The sequence below is a fragment of the Nostoc sp. genome, assembly GCF_036917655.1.
In the GTDB taxonomy this organism is placed as follows: Bacteria; Cyanobacteriota; Cyanobacteriia; order Cyanobacteriales; family Nostocaceae; genus Nostoc.
In genome coordinates, this window is sequence record NZ_JBALCY010000009.1 from 233,293 (window position 1) to 253,195 (window position 19,903).

Below are 19,903 nucleotides of genomic sequence, written 5' to 3' on the forward strand. Positions count from 1 at the left end.
AATAGTTATAGTTCTTAAGTTTATTAGTCGCTGTGCATTATTCTTCCATCGAAGGAATAAGAAGGCTGTTAACACTTTTAGAATGGTTGACATAAACTGCCTCAAGATTTCCTGACCCACAAAGACTCCCAACGCTAGTAGTACTTATGTCATTTTCTTCTATTGTGCGTGCCTTAGCGCGATCGCCGCTCACCACTGAATTTATTTCTAAGCTAAACCGACAACAAGAATTGCGGTTAAATGGCATTTCTCGATTGCCCAAGGGTTTGGTCGCTTCGGCATTGGCGCGGGCTACGGGTAAGGATTTGTTCGTGGTTTGCGCCACTCTGGAGGAAGCTGGACGCGTTTACGCACAACTGGAGGCAATGGGATGGGAAACAGTACATTTTTACCCCACCTCCGAGGCTTCTCCCTACGAACCTTTTGACCCGGAAACTGAAATGAGTTGGGGACAAATGCAGGTATTGGCAGATTTGAGTATGGGGCATAGGGCATTGGGCATGGGGCATGGGGAAGAAAAGCAAAACCCAAATCCCTCGCAATTACCCAAGATGGCGATTGTGGCTACTCAAGGGGCGCTGCAACCACATTTACCACCACCAGAAGCTTTTGGGCAATTCTGTCTTACTTTGAAGCGGGGGATGGAATTAGACTTGAATGCCTTCAGTGAGAAAATAACTATTCTGGGGTATGAAAGAGTACCTCTGGTGGAAACAGAAGGGCAATGGAGCCGGCGAGGCGATATTGTTGATGTGTACCCAGTTTCATCTGAGTTTCCAGTCCGCCTGGAATGGTTTGGCGATGAAATTGAGCAAATGCGGGAATTTGATCCAGTAACCCAACGTTCCGCCCTCGACAAAGTTGACCAGTTAATTCTTACCCCCACTAGCTTTGCTCCCGTGGTGATGGCAGCACTGAAAAATAGTTCTGAGTTCCGAGTGCCGAGTGCTGAGTCAGAATTTAACTCAGCACTCAGCACTCATAACTCATCACTGATTGAGGGTAGTCGTCGCTTTTTGGGGTTAGCTTTCGAGCAACCAGCATCTCTGCTAAACTACTTATCAGAAAATACCCTGATTGCCATTGATGAGCCAGAACAGTGTCATGCTCATAGCGATCGCTGGGTAGAAAATGCCCAGGAACAGTGGGGAATGGGGAGTAGGGAGTGGGGAGTGGGGAATGGCGAAGAATCTACCCGCACTCGCCTAACATTACCTAAGATTCACCGTTCGTTTGATGAGTGTTTGGCTGATGTTGCCAAGTTTAAAACATTATATTTATCGGAACTGTCCGAGGAAAATAGTGGGATCAATCTGGCCAGCCGATCGCTTCCAGTCACGCCGCACCAGTTTGCTAAACTAGCTGAAACCATCCGCCAAGAACGCGATCGCAATTTCTCGATCTGGCTACTTTCTGCTCAACCTTCGCGTTCCGTCTCGCTGTTGCAAGAACATGATTGTCCGGCTCAATTTATCCCCAATCCCCGCGACTACCAAGCGATCGATAAGCTCCAAATCAACCATACTCCCATAGCCCTAAAATATTCTGGTCTTGCGGAACTAGAAGGTTTTATTCTGCCGACATACCGAATAGTAATCGTTACAGATCGGGAATTTTTTGGGCAGCATTCCTTGGCGACTCCCGGCTATATCCGCAAGCGCCACAAAGCTACTTCTAAACAAGTTGATCCCAATAAGCTGCGTCCAGGCGATTATGTGGTTCACAGAAATCATGGTGTTGGCAAATTTGTCAAGCTGGAAAGTTTGACGATTAATAACGAAACCCGTGATTATTTAGCGGTGCAGTATGCTGATGGGTTACTCAGAGTCGCAGCCGATCAAGTAGGTGCTTTATCCCGGTTCCGCGCCGCAGGTGATAAAGCACCGGAACTCAACAGAATGACCGGGAAAGCTTGGGAAAATACGAAGAATAAAGTCCGCAAAGCCATCAGAAAATTGGCGGTGGACCTGTTGAAACTGTATGCAGCGCGATCGCAACAACAAGGTTTTAGCTTTCCCAATGATATGCCTTGGCAGGAAGAATTAGAAGATTCTTTCCCCTATCAACCCACAACGGATCAGCTCAAAGCTGTCCAAGATGTGAAACGCGACATGGAAAGCGATCGCCCAATGGATCGCTTAGTTTGTGGCGATGTCGGTTTCGGGAAAACGGAAGTGGCGATTCGTGCTATTTTCAAAGCAGTCATCGCCGGGAAACAAGTGGCACTCCTTGCGCCAACGACTATTTTAACACAGCAGCATTACCATACACTCAAAGAACGTTTTGCACCTTACCCCGTGAATGTCGGTTTACTCAACCGTTTTCGTTCGGCTGAAGAACGCCGCGATATTCAAAAACGATTGGCAACGGGTGAATTAGATGTAGTAATTGGTACGCATCAACTTTTAGGTAAAGGCGTAACATTCCGGGATTTAGGACTGTTGGTGGTGGATGAAGAACAGAGGTTTGGGGTAAACCAGAAAGAGAAAATTAAAAGCCTGAAAACTCAGGTGGACGTGCTTACCCTCTCCGCGACTCCCATTCCCCGGACTTTGTATATGTCCTTGTCGGGAATTCGGGAAATGAGTTTGATTACCACGCCACCCCCAACCAGACGCCCGATTAAAACCCATCTATCACCGATAAATTCTGAAAGTATCCGCAGTGCGATTCGTCAAGAATTAGACAGAGGTGGACAGGTGTTTTATGTAGTCCCACGAGTGGACGGAATTGAAGAGACAACAGCTAATTTACGAGAAGTGATACCGGGAGCTAGGTTTGCGATCGCTCACGGTCAAATGGATGAAAGCGAGTTAGAATCAACGATGCTCACCTTCAGTAATGGCGACGCAGATATCCTCGTTTGTACGACAATTATTGAATCTGGCTTAGATATTCCGCGAGTCAACACCATCTTAATTGAAGATGCTCACCGCTTTGGATTGGCACAACTGTATCAATTACGCGGTCGTGTGGGACGTGCAGGTATTCAAGCTCATGCTTGGTTATTTTATCCGAAGCAACGGACGTTATCTGATGCGGCACGGCAACGATTACGAGCAATTCAGGAATTTACTCAGCTCGGTTCTGGGTATCAACTAGCGATGCGTGATATGGAAATCAGAGGCGTGGGTAACTTGCTAGGTGCAGAACAATCCGGTCAAATGGATGCCATCGGTTTTGATTTATATATGGAAATGCTGGAAGAAGCAATTCGGGAAATTCGAGGACAAGAAATTCCGCAAGTGGAGGATACCCAGATTGATCTCAACCTCACGGCATTTATCCCAGCAGATTACATTACCGATTTGGATCAAAAGATGAGTGCTTATCGGGCGGTGGCCACAGCTAAATCTAAATCAGAATTAAAGCAGATTGCAGCCGAGTGGAGCGATCGCTATGGTAGTTTACCGGTGCCTGCAAATCAACTTTTGCGAGTCATGGAACTCAAACAGCTAGCCAAAAAAATCGGATTTAGCCGGATTAAACCAGAACAAAAGCAGCACGTCGTTTTAGAAACGCCGATGGAGGAACCAGCTTGGAATTTATTGGCGGCGAATTTACCAGAAAATCTCAAGACACGCTTTGTCTATTCTCCAGGTAAAGTGACGGTGCGCGGGTTAGGAGTTTTTAAGGCAGATCAACAATTGCAGAGTTTGATTGATGCTTTCGGGAGAATGCAAGGTGCGATTCCAGAGGCAGCTATTGTTTGATCGGTAGCTTAACCTGACTCTTATGTTTCTATCAATCTAGAATCAAACCTACACAGGAGAAGCAGAGTGAGTATTAATCTTGATTTGCCGCCAGAGCTAGAAAATGAGCTTTTTACTGAAGCTTCTCGGCTAAACCTGCCTCTTTCTGAATACATTCTTCGGATTCTTTCTGTGAGGCAGGTTTTAGCAAATCCTCCGAAGACAGGAGCCGAACTTGTTGCTTATTGGCAGAACGAAGGCGTGATCAACTCACGACCTGATATTACAGATAGTCAAGCATACTCTCGCAAGTTACGCCATGAGGCCCAAACCCGTGAGCGAGAATAGGTAAAGTTGATGTATTTGCTAGATACTAACGTTTTGATTGATATTCAACGAGGTCATGCTCCTGCAATAACTTGGTTTGCCAGTTTATCAGAGTTGCCCAGTGTGCCCGGCTTTGTAGTCATGGAACTGATTCAGGATGCTCAAAACAAGCAACAGTTGAGTAATGCTTTAAAACTAGTTGCGCCGCTACATGTAGTCTGGGCTACTGAGGCTGACTTGACTCGCGCCTTGTCTGACTTTACAACCTACCATTTATCACACAGTTTAGGGTTGCTAGATGCGCTGATAGCTGCTTGTGCTGTTGGGCAAGGTGCAACACTTTCTACATTCAATGATTAAACATTACCGTGTTTTCCCGGTCTTGTTATGGTACAGCCCTACGCACGTTAACAATTATGTGAGTATTATCTATAGGCGATCGCTAAAGGAATACGGCAATGAAAATTAAAGTCAAAAATCTTGGTGCTTTAAAGCAAGCCGAATTCACACTTGGCGACCTGACAATCATTTGTGGCTACAATAATACGGGCAAGACCTACGCTACTTATGCATTGTTTGGCTTTTTGTCTACTTGGCGACGAATGTTTGCGATCAAAATTAAGGCTGATAAGATCAAGCAGCTCCTTGCGGACGGCGTAATTCGTCTTGATATACAAGAATATATTAAACAGTCCGAGCAGATTGTGAAGACAGGTTGTCAGGCATATACCCAGGAATTACCAAAGATTTTTGCTTCCCGTGCAGAACGATTTAAAACAACAGACTTTCAGGTAAGTCTGGACATCCAAAATATTAGTTTAGTAAAAAGCTTTAATCGGGAAATTGCCTCCGGCGAGGCATCAATTTTCTCTATTACCAAAAGTGAAGAAAGCACAGAATTAGTTGTAACTCTGCTAGTTGAGAAAGAGAAGGTAAAAATCCCACGCGATATCCTTGAACGCATCATTGCCGACGCACTAAAAGATATCATTTTTGATCAGTTTCTTCCTAACCCTTTCATCGCTAGTGCAGAACGAACTGGTGCTGCTATTTTTCGCAAAGAGTTGAATTTTGCCCGCAATCGCTTGCTCGAAGAAATGGGTCAGGCTGATAAAACCATCAATCCAAGAGAGCTTCTATTTAAGGTATACCAGGATTATCCGCTCCCAGTAGAAAAAAATGTGGATTTTACGCGGGAACTGGAGACAATTTTCCAAAAAAGCAGTTTCATTGCTGAGAACCATCGCGATGTGCTGGCTGATTTCGCCGACATCATTGGTGGTAAATACACAGTCACCCGTAATGATGAACTTTATTATGAGCCGCATAGTAAACGGATCAAGCTTTCTATGGATGAAAGTTCTAGCGCCGTGCGTTCTCTACTAGATATCGGCTTTTATCTGAGACACAAAGCCCAGCTTGGTGATTTACTGATGGTGGATGAACCCGAACTGAACCTACACCCCGAAAACCAGCGCCGCGTCGCACGGCTATTTGCTCAACTGGTGAACCTAGGCATTAAAGTTTTCATCACCACCCACAGTGATTACATTATTAAAGAACTGAATACGCTGATCATGCTAAATCATGATAAACCCCATCTCAAGCGAATTGCCCAAGTTGAAGGTTATCGGCAAGAGGAACTGATCTCTTCTGAAAAAATCAAAGTCTATATCGCGGAAAAAGTATCGATAATACTAGAGGGCAAAACAAAAAAAACTAAATGCCAGACCCTGACACCAGCCAATATCGACCCAGAACTGGGTATTGAAGCTCGCAGCTTTGATACAACCATCGAAACGATGAACCGGATTCAGGAAGCGATCGTCTGGAGTGAGGAGTAATGTCTGATGGATTAACTGATATTGCTATTCTCAAAGAGATGATCAAGGAAACCGCTACAGTAGCATTGGAAAATGATCGCTACGGCAAAAATAAGGTCATACTCAGAGAGCCTCCACCCGCAAATTACGATGTAACTATTTATGGAATGCCCGATGATGATGAGGTCATCATCATCAAAGCAGATACTTTCATCTCACCGAATGCGGTTTTTAAAGGGAATCGTGGTGAATGCAAACGTGCGGATTTTGTCATCGTTGCTGATACTGGCAAGAAAAAGGTTATCCTGTGCGTTGAGATGAAAGCAGGGAAAGGAGGATCGTACATAATTGAACAACTTAAAGGAGCGCAGTGTTTTATTGCCTATTGTCGGGAAATTGGTCAGTCATTTTGGGAGCAGCAAAATTTTCTTAAGGATTATGAATGTCGTTTCGTCAGCATCAAGAACATCAAAATTCCCAAGAAAACAACACGTATTGACCCTAATTATGACTTTCCCTCAAAGATAAAGATACTAAAGAAAAGCGGCTCGTCTTTTCAATTTAATGATTTAGTTAAAGGTCAAAGATAAGAACCTTGGATAAGGACTTTTCTGATTTGACCACATTAATTTGAGTAGCCACAGTTAAGAGTAAACAGTTATGGTTATTAGTATATTCTCACAAACTAGCTCAACAAGTTTATGAAAATCAGAGCAATCATTCATCCAGCAGAAGAAGGCGGTTATTGGGCAGAGGTTCCGGCGCTTCCCGGTTGTATTACCGAAGGAGACACCACAGAAGAAGTAATAGCTAATTTAAAGGACGCTATTGAAGGTTGGCTTGAAGTTGCCAACAGTCGTAATGCAATTGAGTCAACAGATCAAGTTGTCGAAATTGCTATATAAAATCGATTTCTGGCAAGCAACTTTGTAAGATTGTGGAGCAAAAAGGTTGGGTTTTGCAAAGAATTACTGGCAGTCATCATATTTATGAAAACCCGGAAGTAGAAAAAATCTTGTCAATTCCTGTTCACCGCAATCAAGATTTAAAAGTTGGAACCTTGAAAGCCTTGATAAAAATAGCCCAGCTATCTGAAGAAGATTTACTTTAATTTCAAATTACTGCTCTGATTCATCCACTAACTTGCTTGGTTCACCGGGGTAAAAATCATAGTCCACAATCTCTGCCAAACTGTAGGGACACTCTACCGGAAAAGTCCGCTTGGGCAAATCTGTTTCGCCAACAGCTAATTCGACACTTTTAAGGTAGGCTTTGCGAAGTGCTTCTTCAAGGTAAGGCTTTAGGCTAGGATTGTCTTCAAGCAGTTCAGCAATATCTAAGCGTTGAACCCGAAGTGTTGCTAACCCTTCGGGTTCGCCAGTCGCTACAACGAGGGGAACCCCCGCAACGCGCTGGCTCACCAGCTTACGGCTACGACGTTGAGACTGGTACTCCCATTTTAGTAAATGTCCAATCAACACACTCAGACGGTTTCGCAGTTCTTGACGTTGCTGTTTACCCAAAGATTGAATCTCCTCAATCAGATTTTGCAGATCGATCTGACTCCACTGTTCATTGCGAAGTAAAGTTGCTTGTTCCTGTGTCCAAGCGTAAAAATCAGTTTCGTAGAGGCTTGGTGAAGGCATTGGTATCTTTGGGTTTGTTTCAGGTATACGCATTAGGTTAGTTCAACCTCAACGTCTTTGCTTTTATTTTAGAACTGTCTCAAACTCCAGTAATTCTGCTATTAAGAGCGATCGCGAAGCCTACGACAGTATATCGTGCTAGAAGTCTTCAGGAGCAGACCACTCAAAATCTTCTTCCTGAAGAAGGTTAATGTTTTTCCCGGAGGATTTGATAGAGTTTACAAGTTCTTTGATTGAATTTTCTAGCGCTTCATCAATTGAATCTCCTGTTCCTCCAACCCATTCAGGTGAACCATCTCTAGAGTTTCTAACAGCAACATTTACACGTGCTGAATACTTACCATAAATATCCTCAGTGATTTTTACCCTAAACTGGCAGTTTGGTATGTATGTGATACTTCTTACGTAAAATTCAGCAACTACTTTTTCAATACCTTGAATCTCCGCGATCTTAATTTTTTTCCAACTCATAACCAAAATTATTAATTGGCACTAAAATATACAATACGGGCATCTAGTGCTATATCAAGATAGCGACCATTCTTAACATATCGCTTAGTCCCTAGAGTTTCGCCATCTACTAAATAACTCTTATAGCATTTAAGGTTTTTTGAAAATTGATCTGGCTTGTTTAAATATTGTTGTGGGGTTGTTGCATTTATTTCATATTCATGTTTTTTGAGGACTTCCAAAAAATAAAATTATCAGCAAACTCAACATTTGTTTCTATTAAAACCTACTTCTTCAGCTATTGAGTGCGATCGCACCTTACTCTCACCCTAAGCGATCGCACCCTAACAACCCCAACAGAGTGTAAGCAGAGATAATTTATAGTATGACTTTCGTAACGATTGACAGCTATGACTGAGCTACTTGAACAAGCGATCGCCAAACTAAAAACCTTGTCTGCCAATGAACAAGATGTGATCGCAGCGATGATTTTGGCAGAACTAGAAGATGAACGCCGTTGGGATGAAGCTTTTGCCCGTTCTCCAGATATGCTTGCCAAACTTGCAACCGAGGCAATGGCTGAATACCGTGCAGGAAAAACCCAAGACTTAGATCCAGATACATTGTGAAGTCACGTATAACCGCTCAGTTTCGTCAAGGGTTTGCTGATCTACCTGAGCAAGTTCAAGAGCAAACACGTCAGGCATACCGCCTGTTCAAACAAGATCCGAGCCATCCAAGCTTGCGCTTCAAAAAAGTACATCCAGAACTACCAATTTATTCAGTACGGATTAGCAAAAATTATCGAGCGGTTGGACAGTTAGATGGAGATACCGTTATTTGGTTTTGGCTTGGTTCACACACAGAATATAACAAGTTGCTCTCTGGGTTGTAGCGACACAGTGCGATCGCATACCCAATTTGGATCAAAAGATGAGCGCTTACCGTGCAGTAACGGCAGCGAAATCTAAAGCAGATCGGACTTGATTAGAGCGATTGCCCTTTTTAAATACTTTTTTATCTCTCAAAATTTTGATACTATATATAGTATCATCTCTCAATGAGCAAATTAAGAAAATTAGTAGATCAGTTCCTGAAACGACCTCCAGAAGTGCGGTTTCAGGAAGTTTACTATCTATTGGAAGCTTTTGGCTTTGAAGAGAAAAGGTTTAAGGTAGCCATCATAGCTTCCGAGACTCCCAAGGTAAAACCATCACTGTACCCAAAACAGGAGGACAAAAAGTTAAAGGAATCTATGTACAGCAAATAGTTGAACTATTAAATTTAGAAGAGTGGATTGATGAAGACACTGAACCAGAAGAACCAGCAGATTGAGAAGCCGTCCTTAGAATATTATTTAAATCTTCAGTACCCTGTAACACTTTACCCCGACCCAGAGGGTGGATATGTAGCTCAAATTAAAGATTTACCTGGATGTCTTACTCAAGGCGAAACCCTTGAAGAGACAATGGCAAATCTCAATGAGGCGCGGGAATTGTGGATTGAGACAGCTTATGAAGCCGGCGATGATATCCCTTTACCAAGTAGTAATGATAGCTATAGCGGTAAACTACTACTACGGATGCCGAAATCTTTACATCGGCGTTTAGCTGAGACTTCTGAACGAGAAGGCGTTAGTCTCAACCAGTATATTGTCTCTTTGCTGAGTGCGATTGCATAATTAACAGCGAAGCAATCTTAGTTAATTCCAGATGATTTATAAATAGTCAAAAAATACTTCAGGTACTAATCTTAATTCCCCAGATTTCAAGCGAGAGATATCTATCCATAACGCTCTATGTTTATGAGTTTGTGATTCTGAAAAAACTAAACTTTCTAGTTGATAAAATTTTGAATCAGCAAAGTCACATTGATAAAGTTGAATAATTTCATGACCTTGCCTACCATTAAATGTAAACAGGTTCTCTATACAACCTAGATATTTAATATTCGTTAATTCTGCCTGAATTTCCTCTTGAAACTCCCGTTGTAGCGCGTCGCGGCTGGTTTCGCCAAATTCAACCCCACCGCCCAGAGCACGATAAAATGTTTCTTGCTTTACGGGATCGTAGCCTTCAGAAACAAATATGCGTTCGCCCTTGGCGTTGGCGGAGCCATCGCCATCCCGAATTAGCCCCAAGGCTATTACCCGAATTTCGCCTGCTTTATTCATTTTGGTAACTAGTTATCATAAATAGATTGAGGACGACTTTCACTATCCTCAATAGGCCAATCTGAATTTTCGCCACCGATGTATAATTCTTCAATGGTGACATATTCCTCACTTAGCTGACTGAGGGCGTTGATTAAAATATCCAGAGCGATCGCATCACTGGTTCCTAAGTCAAACCAACAACGTCCCCATTGACCTTCATATTCAAACTCACCGATGTTGTGCATCAGTGCTAATAAGCTTTTGTCATACCCTTGCTCATCATAATTCATGTAGCTGATATCGAGTCCAGTGTCCTGCACCTGAAGATTCTCTGCATTAAATGCACCCAATTTACCCAGATAAAACCAGGAATTGAAAACTTCTTCTACATATTGCTTTTCACGCGCAGAAGGATTTGTGCTGAATTTCAGCCAAATCCACATATCAAAAGGATTAATTTCGCGGAACTGAATCTCCATTTTGGTCTAATATCTCAATTACTCTTCTGCAAATAAGCATATCAAAGTAGGGAGTGGGGAGTGGGGAATGGGGAGTGGGGAATGGGGAATTAGGAGTTAGGTATTGGGAAAAATTCATGCCCAATGCCCCATGACCAATTATTCAGGATTCTTCAGGGTAATAGCATTTTTGCGTTCACGCTCAATTTGTTTGACTAAATCACCTGGGAGTTGGGATTTTTTAGTCAATGCTTTGTCAAAATTAGCGATCGCTTCCTGGATCATCTGCTGGCTTTTTTCTTTTTGCCCCAGTTCTTTCAGGATTTGGGCTTTGAGATAATAAATTTCTGGATTATCGGATGTGGTTTTGAGCGCCCGGTTCACATATTCTAGTGCCTGTGAATACCGTTTTAAATCCCGGTAAGCAAGAGCAATACCCCGATCCACTAGATACTTAGGAGCAGCATTTTGTTCTAACCCTCCAATTGCCTGATCTGGGCTAGCAAAAGGCAAATTAACCGCCAATAATAAATCCATATAACCCTTGATTAAATTCAGTTCTGGATCGTTGGCAGAAATTGCTTCGGCTTTGTCTAAATATTCATAAACTTGCCGCAACCGGCTAAAGGCTTGCGGCACACCGTTGACTGTACCCTGACGAGTGATAACGACTGCACCCTCTAAAAAATGACCAACAGCAGTGTATAAATTACCACGCAATGGATCGCTAGGAATCAGTTTTTTTCCAGTTTCTAGAGTTTTCTGACTATAAGTGTCTAGTTTAGCCCAATCCTTACTTCCGTATGCTAAAGATGCCATCATGGCATAAGCTAGAGGTTCATTTGGCTCTTTGGATAGTGCTTGTTGCAGATAACGCTCTGCTGCTGGATAGTCGCCCTGTTGGAAAATCGCTTTAAAAGCTGCTTCTGTTTGGTCGCCAATTTGATGAGGTTCGCGATTGCGAAACGGATCGCCAGCCAAGGAGGGATTTACCCACAGATTAAGTGCGATTGCCCAAGGGGCAACGCCAAAGGCGAACGCAACTGTAAAAGCAGTCTGAGCAAGGGTAGTGAGTTTGGTAGACACTACTAATTGAGGTGAAGAAAACATTTTAGTCATTTTAACCCTCAGAATAATTGCGGTTGAAATAGTTGTATGTGTTACTTAGAATGCAAAAAATGGTTACTTTTAACTTGCCTCTGCTTCAACCAAAATTTTCTTATATAAAGGTTAGCTTTGGTAATTTTTTTATGTTTTCAGGCTTGCTCTAGCCATTGTTTAAGGGTGAGTCTGCCACAATGGAGAAAAAGTAAATGATTCTTGCTGCTAGATTAAGGTGTTAATCCAGGTAATGCGCTATGAATTTTTCCAGAATTTTCCAGATAATCTCAGTGTAGCTAATCAGTAATTTGCTGACTTTTTGGTAATCTTAACAAATGCTCTATCTCCGAAATGTAATTTATCACCCTACAGCCTGCCCAACAGCGATTCTCAAATCGATCAACTTGGAATTAGCACCCCAGCAGCTAGGTCTGATTATTGGCCCCAGTGGTTCAGGAAAAAGTACCTTACTAGAAATTTTGTCGGGACTAGCCGAACCCACTACCGGCGCACTTTTCTGGCGGGAACAAGAACTGATAGCCGAACAGCTACAACAATTGGCTGGCTTGGTATTTCAGTTTCCAGAGCGGCATTTTTGCGGTGGTTCGATTTTAGAAGAATTGCGTTTAGGACATCCTGAGTTAGGGTCAGAGCGAGTCAGACAGGCGCTGAGTGAGGTGGGATTAGAGCATTTATCGCTTTCTGCTGCTCCTCATGCCTTGAGTGGTGGTCAGCAACGGCGTTTAGCTTTGGCAGTGCAATTGATTCGCCAGCCAAATTTATTGTTATTGGATGAACCCACAGCTGGGTTAGATTGGTCAATGCGTCGGCAACTGGTAAATTTATTAGCGAAACTGAAACAAGATTGGACGCTGTTAATAGTGACACACGATGCTGGGGATTTGCTAGCGATCGCAGACCGTTGCTGGACACTCAACCACGGTGAATTAGAATCAGTAGACCCAAGGACACTGGAAGCTAGAGTCCAAGAACCCCTACCGACGGCATAAAAGGGAAGTGGGGAGTGGGGAGTGGGGAGTGGGGGAAGAAAGAATAACTAATGACTAATGACTAATGACAAACTTATTGCCTGAAATGGCAGAAATTTGGCAACAAACTCTCAACTGGCAACCAACTGTTCAACACCAGGCGCAATTCCAGAGACTTTACGAATTAATCCTAGAAGGTAACAGCCAACTGAATTTAACTCGCATCACCGACCCCCAGGAGTTTTGGGAAAAACATCTGTGGGATTCTCTGCGAGGAATTGCGCCACACGGGCAATTTATCCCGTCTCTTCAAGAAGGTGCGTTTGTCATTGATATTGGCACTGGTGCGGGTTTTCCAGGTATTCCAGTGATAATTACTGCGCCTAATTGCAAAATTACTCTAATGGATTCAACCCGGAAAAAAATTACTTTTATCGAAAAAGTCTTAACTGAACTTGCCCTGACCAATGCCAAAACTCTCGTTGGTAGGACTGAAGAAATCGGTCAGCAACCCCAGCACCGACAAGCTTACGATATTGCCCTAATCCGGGCTGTTGGGACAGCTTCTGTTTGTGCAGAATATGCCCTACCATTACTCAAACAAAGTGGTTTAGCCATAATTTATCGTGGTAATTGGACAGAGGAAGAAACCACAGTTTTGCAAAATGCTGTTAACCAGCTAGGTGGCGTGATTGAATTAATTGAAAAATTTACCACTCCTCTAAGTGATAGCATTCGTCATTGCCTTTATGTGCGTAAGGTAGCAAACACACCAGCTAATTTTCCCCGTGCTGTAGGTGTACCTTCTCAAAAACCTCTTTGAGGGGGAGTGCAAGAAAAAGGGTTTTGCTGAGTGAAAGGATAAATTAGCCTCACGCACAGAGAATGTTTACATTTCGGCGTTTTGAAAAATAGAAGTTTGCACAATTTAATAACAATTGTGCAACATAAAATTACTCCTCCCCGCTTGCGGGCGGGAAGGAGGTGAGCAAAAATCAAACTTTGTCACAGGGGGCTTGATAAATATATTGTTTGGAGGAAATTAACTAGATAAAATATTAGCCCTAATTCCCAAGAATATACCAAGTGCCATATTTATTGAGATATATTCATATTTTTAACCTAAAATTAAGCTATATTAAATCTCCAAAAAATAAAAAAAATAACTGCAAGAGCTATTTAGTATCACATCAAAAAATTGGCAGCAGAATGTTATTTCTGTTGCCAGTTTTTAAGCGCCTATAACTCTAAATTTTTATCTGGTTTTAAGCCAATTTACTAGCTGCTGCAAACCGCTTGTTAATCTCATCCCAATTAACCAGGTTCCACCAAGCATCTAAATAATCAGCGCGGCGATTCTGGTAATTGAGATAATATGCATGTTCCCATACGTCATTACCCAGGATGGGATATTTACCTGCACTTAAGGGACTATCTTGGTTAGCTGTAGTTGTCACTTCCAGCTTGCCACCTTTGTTACGCACTAGCCAAACCCAACCACTACCAAAACGACCAGTACCAGCTTCGTTAAACTGTTTTTTGAAAGCTGCAAAAGAGCCAAAATTTTGATTAATAGCGGAGGCTATACCTCCTGTTGGTTCTCCCCCACCTTTCGGCTTCATAATTTTCCAGAACATTGAGTGGTTCACATGACCACCGCCATTATTGCGTACTGTTCTGCGAATATCTTGGGGTACCTTGTCAAGTTTTTGCAATAGTTCTTCAACAGTTTTGCCTTTGAGTTCTGGGTGTTTGTCTAAGGCTGCATTCAGGTTTTTCACATAAGTTGCGTGGTGTTTATCATGGTGAAACTGCATCGTTTTGGCATCAATGTGTGGTTCCAGTGCTTCGTAGGCGTAAGCTAAAGGTGGTAGTTGGATAGCACCTGTTTTATTTGGTGCTGTATTTGGTGCTATATTTGGTGTCGTATTTGGTGTCGTTTCAGGAGTTGCAGTGTTTCCCTGAGGAGATTTCTTTGCCAATGCACAAGCATCTAATGCAAAACCACCCGCACCTGCTGTGAATAAGAACAAGAAATGGCGTCGATTAATAGTCATGTAAGTTTTTGCAGCCAATCCATTAAGTATGTATTGCAGTTTTTATTTTCTTAGATTCTGGCTACAAAAAATTGGGAATTGGCGATTATTTCTGGCAGTTTAACTGAGCTACCTTAAAGCCACAGTCACTCATGAGGTAAGATTCTGTCCCCAGTTTTGGGATCAAACACAAACAAGTGATTTAAATCGAGTTGTAGAGAAAGGCGATCGCCTGGACGCAAACGCACATCTCCGCCCACCTGAATATTCAACACCATCGCCGAACCAGGTAAACCAGCACGAATCAAAGTTTCCCTTCCCAAAGGTTCCACCACTTTAACTTCTACAATCAACTGACTTTCATTTCCTTCTTGGCGACTTGGCGATTCGTTAATAAAAATATGCTCTGGACGAATCCCCAAATCAAAACTGTATCCCTGACGCAACTGTAATTTTTCTTTCACAACTGCTGGAATTGCTAATAATTGCCCACTCACATCAAAACCGTTATTTTGATAAATTGCAGGCAAGATATTCATTGGCGGACTACCTAAAAAGCTTGCCACCATCTGATTAGCAGGATTTGCATAAATAGTTTGGGGATCGCCGATTTGTTGAATCCGCCCTCGATTTAGCACGACAATTTTATCAGCCAAAGTCATCGCTTCAACTTGATCGTGGGTGACGTAAATAGTTGTAATACCTAACTCTTGATGTAGCTGTTTCAATTCTGCCCTTGTATCATCGCGCAATTGGGCATCTAAATTAGATAAAGGTTCATCAAGTAAAAACACTTGTGGTTCACGAGCGATCGCTCTCCCTAATGCTACCCGTTGTTGCTGTCCCCCAGAAAGTTGTTTGGGTTTACGATCTAGCAGGTGATCGAGAGAAAGCGATCGCGCCACATTCATCACCCGTTCTTGAATGATTTTCCGGTCAACCTGACGCATTTGCAAACCAAAGCCGATGTTTTGCGCCACGCTCATGTGAGGATAGAGAGCGTAGTTTTGGAACACCATTGCCACATCCCGTTGTCTGGCTGGGATATTATTCACCAAGCGATCGCCAATAAATAGTTTACCTGATGTGGCAGTTTCTAAACCCGCGATCGTTCGCAAAATTGTAGACTTACCACAACCCGATGGCCCAACTAAAACCCAAAACTCGCCATCAGGAATTTCAAAGGTAATGTCCTCAATAGCAGTGACATTATTAAATCTACGTTTAATATCTTCTAGACGAACGTTTGCCATTATCTGATTTGATATTTTCAGTTGGGGATCTGCGGCACTTCCAACTCAGCACTAGGGGCTTTTATCCGCCCCCTCCAAGGAACTGTGAGGCTGCTTTGTAAGTGCAGAAACTTGGTTGTCCTGTACAATTCTAATCAGAAATCTTAGAGCTTCATTGACAGCATCGGCATTGGGAAAAACCTCTGCAACATCAGGTTCTAAACGAATTGTTATTTTACCAAAGCTCTTTCGTTCAGAGCCGAACTTTCTGACCCTTAGACTCTTTAAGTCATACTCTGATCGTAGTTCGTCTTCCATTTCTGGCTTACCCTTCTTCATAGACTTCTCGCTCGGTTGGCGTTACTTCTCTTGCACTAATGAGACGAATCGAATTTCATCTTTCCGTATACGACATGATTAGTAGGCGTCCCCGATTTGACTCTCCAATAATAAGGTAACGCTCCTCATCAGCAGAGTGGTCTGGATCATAAAAGTGAACATAGAGCGGATCATCAAAAACAGTTTTGGCTTCTTCAAAGGAAACCTGATGTTTTAAAAGATTTATTGCCGCTTTGTTTTCGTCCCACTCAAACTTCATGGAATTATTAAATTACTAGCTTTTGAATCCCGATAAATTCTGGGATTTTTTCATAAGTTTTTGTTTCTAAACAAAGTTCAATTACTTCTTTCATGTTAACCATCAACTCATCAATTGTTTCTCCCTGACTGTAACAGGCTTGTAACTTAGGGACTTCTCCGACATAGTAGCCATCTTCATCCCGTTCAATGATCACGTAAAATTCTCGGTTGGTGGGATTGATCATAATCTATTTGTAGGTAGGCTCAAAATCATTTTTCTGGATTCTTCGACCAAGCTGGATGAGAGAGTAAAGAAGCAAAGACTCGTACCCCGCGAAGTTGATTAGAGAGGGGTAAGTGACCTCTAGGCGCACTCAAATCCCAAGTAAACTCGTTAGGGTATCGCGTCCAGATGTTACCTGCTTTCCAGCCAATTTTCGGCCAGAAATTCTCCCAATTTTTACCCAAACTTAACCAGATTTCTCGCTGCACTGAAAAGCCAAACTTACCTTCGGAATGGACTAACCAGAGGTTGTTAATGGTTTGCAAGTCAACAGCCGAGACATTTTCTACCTCACTAAAATACAACCATTTTCGTTGTACAGCCGTTGTGCCTGATAGTTCACACATTTTTTCTATGGTGACGCGATCGGCTGCTTGGAAGTCTTGAACAGCCAGTAGCTGTTGCAAAGAATTATAGTTAATCCCGCACTCTGATTTTAGAGGTACAATTCCCTCAGGAAAACAAGAGCGTAAAAATTCTTGAGCTTGAGGTGCATCAGAGTTATAGAGAACTTGGTAAGCTTTGCCATCAACCCAAGTCGCTGGGTTCTCACGTCGTTTCAGTAAAAATTCCATCAACACGTCTAATCCTTCATTACCCAACTCAGCCAACTGTGGGATTATCTGTTGTTGGACTTTTTCAGACCCAGTGAGTAACGGTCGTCGGAGGGAGTCGATGTCATTAGCAGGGCTTGATAAAATCATTGGGTCTGTCATGCAATTCTGGTGTTAGCGGTCAGTGAAAGAGTGGTAAGCTATTGGGCTTCTCCAAGGTGAAGCACTGATAGCGAAAAGTAGTTTACTATTTTTGATCGTACAAAATTGCGATCGCTTCACTCAATCCCACACTTAATCCCCAAATAATGTACAAGGGGAATAGGGGGAAAATCTGCGCCTTATGACTTGGTAAACAAAAGACATAGTAAAATATGCAAGCCTTGCCACATAAGGATTTTTTGACTAGCAGCGTATCGATTAGGAGTGTGTGAACTATGTACGACAAGATTACCCCCCCCGCAGCCGGAGCAAAAATCACCTTCAAAAATGGTGAACCAATCGTACCGGACAATCCAATTATCCCCTTTATTCGGGGTGACGGCACAGGTATAGACATCTGGCCTGCGACTCAAAAAGTGCTAGATGCTGCGGTAGCCAAAGCATACAAAGGTCAGCGTCAAATTAGCTGGTTCAAGGTTTACGCTGGGGACGAGGCCTGCGATTTATACGGAACTTATCAATATTTACCTCAGGATACTCTCACGGCAATTGAAGAATATGGTGTAGCTATTAAGGGGCCTTTGACTACTCCCATTGGGGGGGGAATTCGTTCTTTAAATGTGGCGCTGCGGCAAATTTTTGACTTGTATGCCTGCGTGCGTCCTTGCCGTTACTATGCAGGTACGCCCTCGCCCCACAAAAATCCCGAAAAGCTGGATGTAATTGTTTATCGAGAGAATACGGAAGATATTTATTTAGGCATTGAGTGGCGACAAGGTAGCGAAATCGGCGATCGCTTAATTAAAATTATCAATGAAGAACTGATCCCCGCCACCCCAGAACATGGGAAAAAACGCATTCCTCTTGATTCTGGTATTGGCATCAAACCCATCAGCAAAACTGGTTCCCAGCGCCTAGTTAGACGTGCCATCAAACACGCCTTGCTATTGCCCAAAGACAAGCAACAAGTGACTTTGGTGCATAAAGGCAACATCATGAAGTACACCGAAGGCGCTTTCCGTGATTGGGGTTATGAACTAGCAATCAGTGAATTTCGCCAAGAAACTGTCACTGAACGGGAATCTTGGATTTTGACTAACAAGGAAAAAAATCCCAATATTTCCTTAGAAGAAAACGCCCGCCAGATTGATCCTGGGTTTGATAGTCTCACCGAAGAGAAAAAAGCGGAAATTGTCAAGGAAGTTGAAACTGTTCTTAACACAATTTGGGCAACTCACGGCGATGGCAAATGGAAAGAGAAAGTTTTGGTGAATGACCGGATTGCTGACAGTATTTTTCAACAAATCCAAACCAGACCGGATGAGTATTCGATTTTGGCGACGATGAACTTAAACGGCGATTATTTGTCTGATGCGGCTGCCGCCATTGTTGGTGGATTGGGAATGGGGCCAGGGGCAAATATTGGTGATGCTAGTGCCATATTTGAAGCTACCCACGGGACTGCACCCAAACACGCCGGCTTAGATCGGATTAATCCTGGTTCATTGATTTTGTCTGGTGTGATGATGCTGGAATTTATGGGTTGGCAAGAAGCCGCAGACCTAGTTAAGAAAGGTTTAAGCGATGCGATCGCAAGTAGTCAAGTCACCTACGATTTAGCGCGATTGCTAGAACCACCAGTTGAACCCTTAAAATGTTCTGAATTCGCCGAGGCAATTATTCAGCATTTTGGTTAAGTTTACTAGGGTTAATTAGTCGAATAAAAAGACCCCTCCCTGGTTTTACTACACAAAACCTGTCCCTCTCCGACTCGGAGAGGGACAGACTTGAACCTTAGTTCAAGACAGGGAGAGGTTCTTTTTCGTTAACTCAACTTTTTCATCTTCTTCAGCTTCTTCATCTCTCAATGCCGTGTTTCTTTTCTCATTCTCCAAATTTTTATCCAAATACATTAAAACTTCGTCTGAAACCCTTCTCAGTATTTCAATTTCATAATCGGCAATGACTTTGGGGAATACCTGATTAACCTCTTTCTGCAAATCAGGTAATACTCGCGTTTGATTGTTCAATCTAGTAAGAGGAATATTGCCATATTTTATTCCTTTAGCGTTTACTATCAGCCACCCTGATAGCGAATCTATTAGCAAGACTGCGAATGCTGTTTTATATCCTTCATATTCTTTTTTTATCAATCCTTCCACATCCTTCTCACCAAGCTGCACAGTACCTTTAATTGTTGTCTTTACTTCAACAGAGAAATTAGGATACTGTGAGTGATTCCAAATGTCTATGTCTACGCCCTGAGAAAAATAATTTTCTACTTTAAACCCCAATCGGCAGAAAGTGATAGCTAATAAAATCTGGCAAGCCTTTCCAAATCCATTATCTTTTTTAGATTTGGCATTCAAGTGTAGCGAAATCTTCTTCAGGACATCGTAGGTATCTACATCCATTT

General features: G+C 42.7%; 26 protein-coding genes. 14 read left to right on the forward strand and 12 right to left on the reverse strand.

The features are described from left to right. The first annotated feature begins 146 nt into the window (after window positions 1-146). The 7 genes from mfd (at window position 147) to V7K30_RS05375 (ending at window position 6,953) form a co-directional block, all read left to right on the forward strand. Window positions 147-3,713, forward strand: coding sequence for a transcription-repair coupling factor (gene mfd / locus V7K30_RS05345; RefSeq protein ID WP_334997815.1), 3,567 nt, complete (start codon window positions 147-149; stop codon window positions 3,711-3,713). A gap of 66 nt (window positions 3,714-3,779) precedes the next feature. Further along, entirely contained in the window at window positions 3,780-4,040 is a 261-nt protein-coding gene (locus V7K30_RS05350) for a hypothetical protein (protein ID WP_334997817.1), read from the forward strand. A gap of 9 nt (window positions 4,041-4,049) precedes the next feature. Next, the gene (locus V7K30_RS05355; RefSeq protein ID WP_334997819.1) at window positions 4,050-4,379 is read left to right on the forward strand and encodes a PIN domain-containing protein; all 330 of its coding nucleotides are present in this window, start codon (window positions 4,050-4,052) and stop codon (window positions 4,377-4,379) included. 98 nt (window positions 4,380-4,477) lie between these two features. Beyond that, window positions 4,478-5,863 carry an AAA family ATPase gene (locus V7K30_RS05360; RefSeq protein ID WP_334997821.1) on the forward strand — a complete coding sequence of 462 codons (1,386 nt, stop codon included), beginning with the start codon at window positions 4,478-4,480 and terminating at the stop codon, window positions 5,861-5,863. After that, window positions 5,863-6,432, forward strand: coding sequence for a hypothetical protein (locus tag V7K30_RS05365; protein WP_334997823.1), 570 nt, complete (start codon window positions 5,863-5,865; stop codon window positions 6,430-6,432). The genes V7K30_RS05360 and V7K30_RS05365 overlap by 1 nt, the downstream gene beginning before the upstream one ends. Window positions 6,433-6,543: 111 nt before the next feature. Beyond that, on the forward strand, window positions 6,544-6,747 hold the full coding sequence (locus V7K30_RS05370; RefSeq protein ID WP_334997825.1) for a type II toxin-antitoxin system HicB family antitoxin: 204 nt from the start codon (window positions 6,544-6,546) through the stop codon (window positions 6,745-6,747). Then, complete coding sequence (locus V7K30_RS05375; RefSeq protein ID WP_334998157.1) at window positions 6,744-6,953, forward strand: type II toxin-antitoxin system HicA family toxin; 210 nt, start codon at window positions 6,744-6,746, stop codon at window positions 6,951-6,953. Before V7K30_RS05370 ends, V7K30_RS05375 begins: the two co-directional genes overlap by 4 nt. A 7-nt stretch (window positions 6,954-6,960) precedes the next feature. Here the strand turns inward: V7K30_RS05375 and V7K30_RS05380 are convergent, their stop codons facing one another. Beyond that, the gene (locus V7K30_RS05380; protein WP_334997827.1) at window positions 6,961-7,488 is read right to left on the reverse strand and encodes a DUF29 domain-containing protein; all 528 of its coding nucleotides are present in this window, start codon (window positions 7,486-7,488) and stop codon (window positions 6,961-6,963) included. Window positions 7,489-7,626: 138 nt separating this feature from the next. Further along, window positions 7,627-7,959 carry a hypothetical protein gene (locus tag V7K30_RS05385; protein WP_334997829.1) on the reverse strand — a complete coding sequence of 111 codons (333 nt, stop codon included), beginning with the start codon at window positions 7,957-7,959 and terminating at the stop codon, window positions 7,627-7,629. 389 nt (window positions 7,960-8,348) lie between these two features. On the opposite strand from V7K30_RS05385, the gene V7K30_RS05390 reads away from it, so the two are divergent. The 4 genes from V7K30_RS05390 (at window position 8,349) to V7K30_RS05405 (ending at window position 9,619) form a co-directional block, all read left to right on the forward strand. After that, complete coding sequence (locus tag V7K30_RS05390) at window positions 8,349-8,567, forward strand: hypothetical protein (RefSeq protein ID WP_334997831.1); 219 nt, start codon at window positions 8,349-8,351, stop codon at window positions 8,565-8,567. Next, window positions 8,564-8,833, forward strand: coding sequence for a ParE family toxin-like protein (locus tag V7K30_RS05395; RefSeq protein ID WP_334997833.1), 270 nt, complete (start codon window positions 8,564-8,566; stop codon window positions 8,831-8,833). Before V7K30_RS05390 ends, V7K30_RS05395 begins: the two co-directional genes overlap by 4 nt. Before the next feature lie 165 nt (window positions 8,834-8,998). After that, window positions 8,999-9,208 carry a hypothetical protein gene (locus tag V7K30_RS05400; RefSeq protein WP_334997835.1) on the forward strand — a complete coding sequence of 70 codons (210 nt, stop codon included), beginning with the start codon at window positions 8,999-9,001 and terminating at the stop codon, window positions 9,206-9,208. Window positions 9,209-9,238: 30 nt separating this feature from the next. Next, window positions 9,239-9,619 carry a type II toxin-antitoxin system HicB family antitoxin gene (locus V7K30_RS05405; RefSeq protein WP_334997836.1) on the forward strand — a complete coding sequence of 127 codons (381 nt, stop codon included), beginning with the start codon at window positions 9,239-9,241 and terminating at the stop codon, window positions 9,617-9,619. A gap of 36 nt (window positions 9,620-9,655) precedes the next feature. Here V7K30_RS05405 and V7K30_RS05410 read toward each other — a convergent pair whose 3' ends face one another. From V7K30_RS05410 to V7K30_RS05420, 3 genes are all read right to left on the reverse strand, one after another. After that, window positions 9,656-10,111: an NUDIX hydrolase gene (locus tag V7K30_RS05410; RefSeq protein WP_334997838.1), complete on the reverse strand. Its 456-nt coding sequence runs from the start codon at window positions 10,109-10,111 to the stop codon at window positions 9,656-9,658. A gap of 8 nt (window positions 10,112-10,119) precedes the next feature. Next, on the reverse strand, window positions 10,120-10,572 hold the full coding sequence (locus tag V7K30_RS05415; protein WP_334997840.1) for a DUF3531 family protein: 453 nt from the start codon (window positions 10,570-10,572) through the stop codon (window positions 10,120-10,122). 138 nt (window positions 10,573-10,710) lie between these two features. Then, window positions 10,711-11,670 (reverse strand): Sll0314/Alr1548 family TPR repeat-containing protein, encoded by a 960-nt coding sequence (locus V7K30_RS05420; RefSeq protein WP_334997842.1) that lies wholly within the window; start codon window positions 11,668-11,670, stop codon window positions 10,711-10,713. A gap of 317 nt (window positions 11,671-11,987) precedes the next feature. Between V7K30_RS05420 and V7K30_RS05425 the strand changes: the two genes are divergently transcribed. Together V7K30_RS05425 and rsmG are read left to right on the forward strand one after the other, a co-directional pair. Next, the gene (locus tag V7K30_RS05425) at window positions 11,988-12,662 is read left to right on the forward strand and encodes an ABC transporter ATP-binding protein (protein ID WP_334997844.1); all 675 of its coding nucleotides are present in this window, start codon (window positions 11,988-11,990) and stop codon (window positions 12,660-12,662) included. Between the two features lie 64 nt (window positions 12,663-12,726). After that, window positions 12,727-13,464, forward strand: coding sequence for a 16S rRNA (guanine(527)-N(7))-methyltransferase RsmG (rsmG, locus tag V7K30_RS05430; protein WP_334997846.1), 738 nt, complete (start codon window positions 12,727-12,729; stop codon window positions 13,462-13,464). Between the two features lie 442 nt (window positions 13,465-13,906). On the opposite strand, the gene V7K30_RS05435 is transcribed toward rsmG, so the two are convergent. From V7K30_RS05435 to V7K30_RS05460, 6 genes are all read right to left on the reverse strand, one after another. Further along, window positions 13,907-14,698 carry a superoxide dismutase gene (locus V7K30_RS05435; RefSeq protein WP_334997848.1) on the reverse strand — a complete coding sequence of 264 codons (792 nt, stop codon included), beginning with the start codon at window positions 14,696-14,698 and terminating at the stop codon, window positions 13,907-13,909. A 125-nt stretch (window positions 14,699-14,823) separates the two neighbouring features. Beyond that, window positions 14,824-15,930: an ABC transporter ATP-binding protein gene (locus tag V7K30_RS05440; protein ID WP_334997850.1), complete on the reverse strand. Its 1,107-nt coding sequence runs from the start codon at window positions 15,928-15,930 to the stop codon at window positions 14,824-14,826. Between the two features lie 51 nt (window positions 15,931-15,981). After that, window positions 15,982-16,248, reverse strand: a complete 267-nt coding sequence (locus V7K30_RS05445; protein WP_442941046.1) for a hypothetical protein — start codon at window positions 16,246-16,248, stop codon at window positions 15,982-15,984. Window positions 16,249-16,303: 55 nt separating this feature from the next. Beyond that, the gene (locus V7K30_RS05450) at window positions 16,304-16,507 is read right to left on the reverse strand and encodes a BrnT family toxin (RefSeq protein ID WP_334997852.1); all 204 of its coding nucleotides are present in this window, start codon (window positions 16,505-16,507) and stop codon (window positions 16,304-16,306) included. 7 nt (window positions 16,508-16,514) lie between these two features. Further along, complete coding sequence (locus tag V7K30_RS05455) at window positions 16,515-16,733, reverse strand: type II toxin-antitoxin system HicB family antitoxin (protein WP_334997854.1); 219 nt, start codon at window positions 16,731-16,733, stop codon at window positions 16,515-16,517. 25 nt (window positions 16,734-16,758) lie between these two features. After that, entirely contained in the window at window positions 16,759-17,487 is a 729-nt protein-coding gene (locus V7K30_RS05460) for a GUN4 domain-containing protein (protein WP_334997856.1), read from the reverse strand. Window positions 17,488-17,762: 275 nt separating this feature from the next. Between V7K30_RS05460 and V7K30_RS05465 the strand changes: the two genes are divergently transcribed. Then, the gene (locus tag V7K30_RS05465) at window positions 17,763-19,184 is read left to right on the forward strand and encodes an NADP-dependent isocitrate dehydrogenase (protein ID WP_334997858.1); all 1,422 of its coding nucleotides are present in this window, start codon (window positions 17,763-17,765) and stop codon (window positions 19,182-19,184) included. Between the two features lie 102 nt (window positions 19,185-19,286). Here V7K30_RS05465 and V7K30_RS05470 read toward each other — a convergent pair whose 3' ends face one another. Beyond that, window positions 19,287-19,901, reverse strand: coding sequence for a hypothetical protein (locus V7K30_RS05470; RefSeq protein ID WP_334997860.1), 615 nt, complete (start codon window positions 19,899-19,901; stop codon window positions 19,287-19,289). Between the last annotated feature and the right edge of the window lie 2 nt (window positions 19,902-19,903).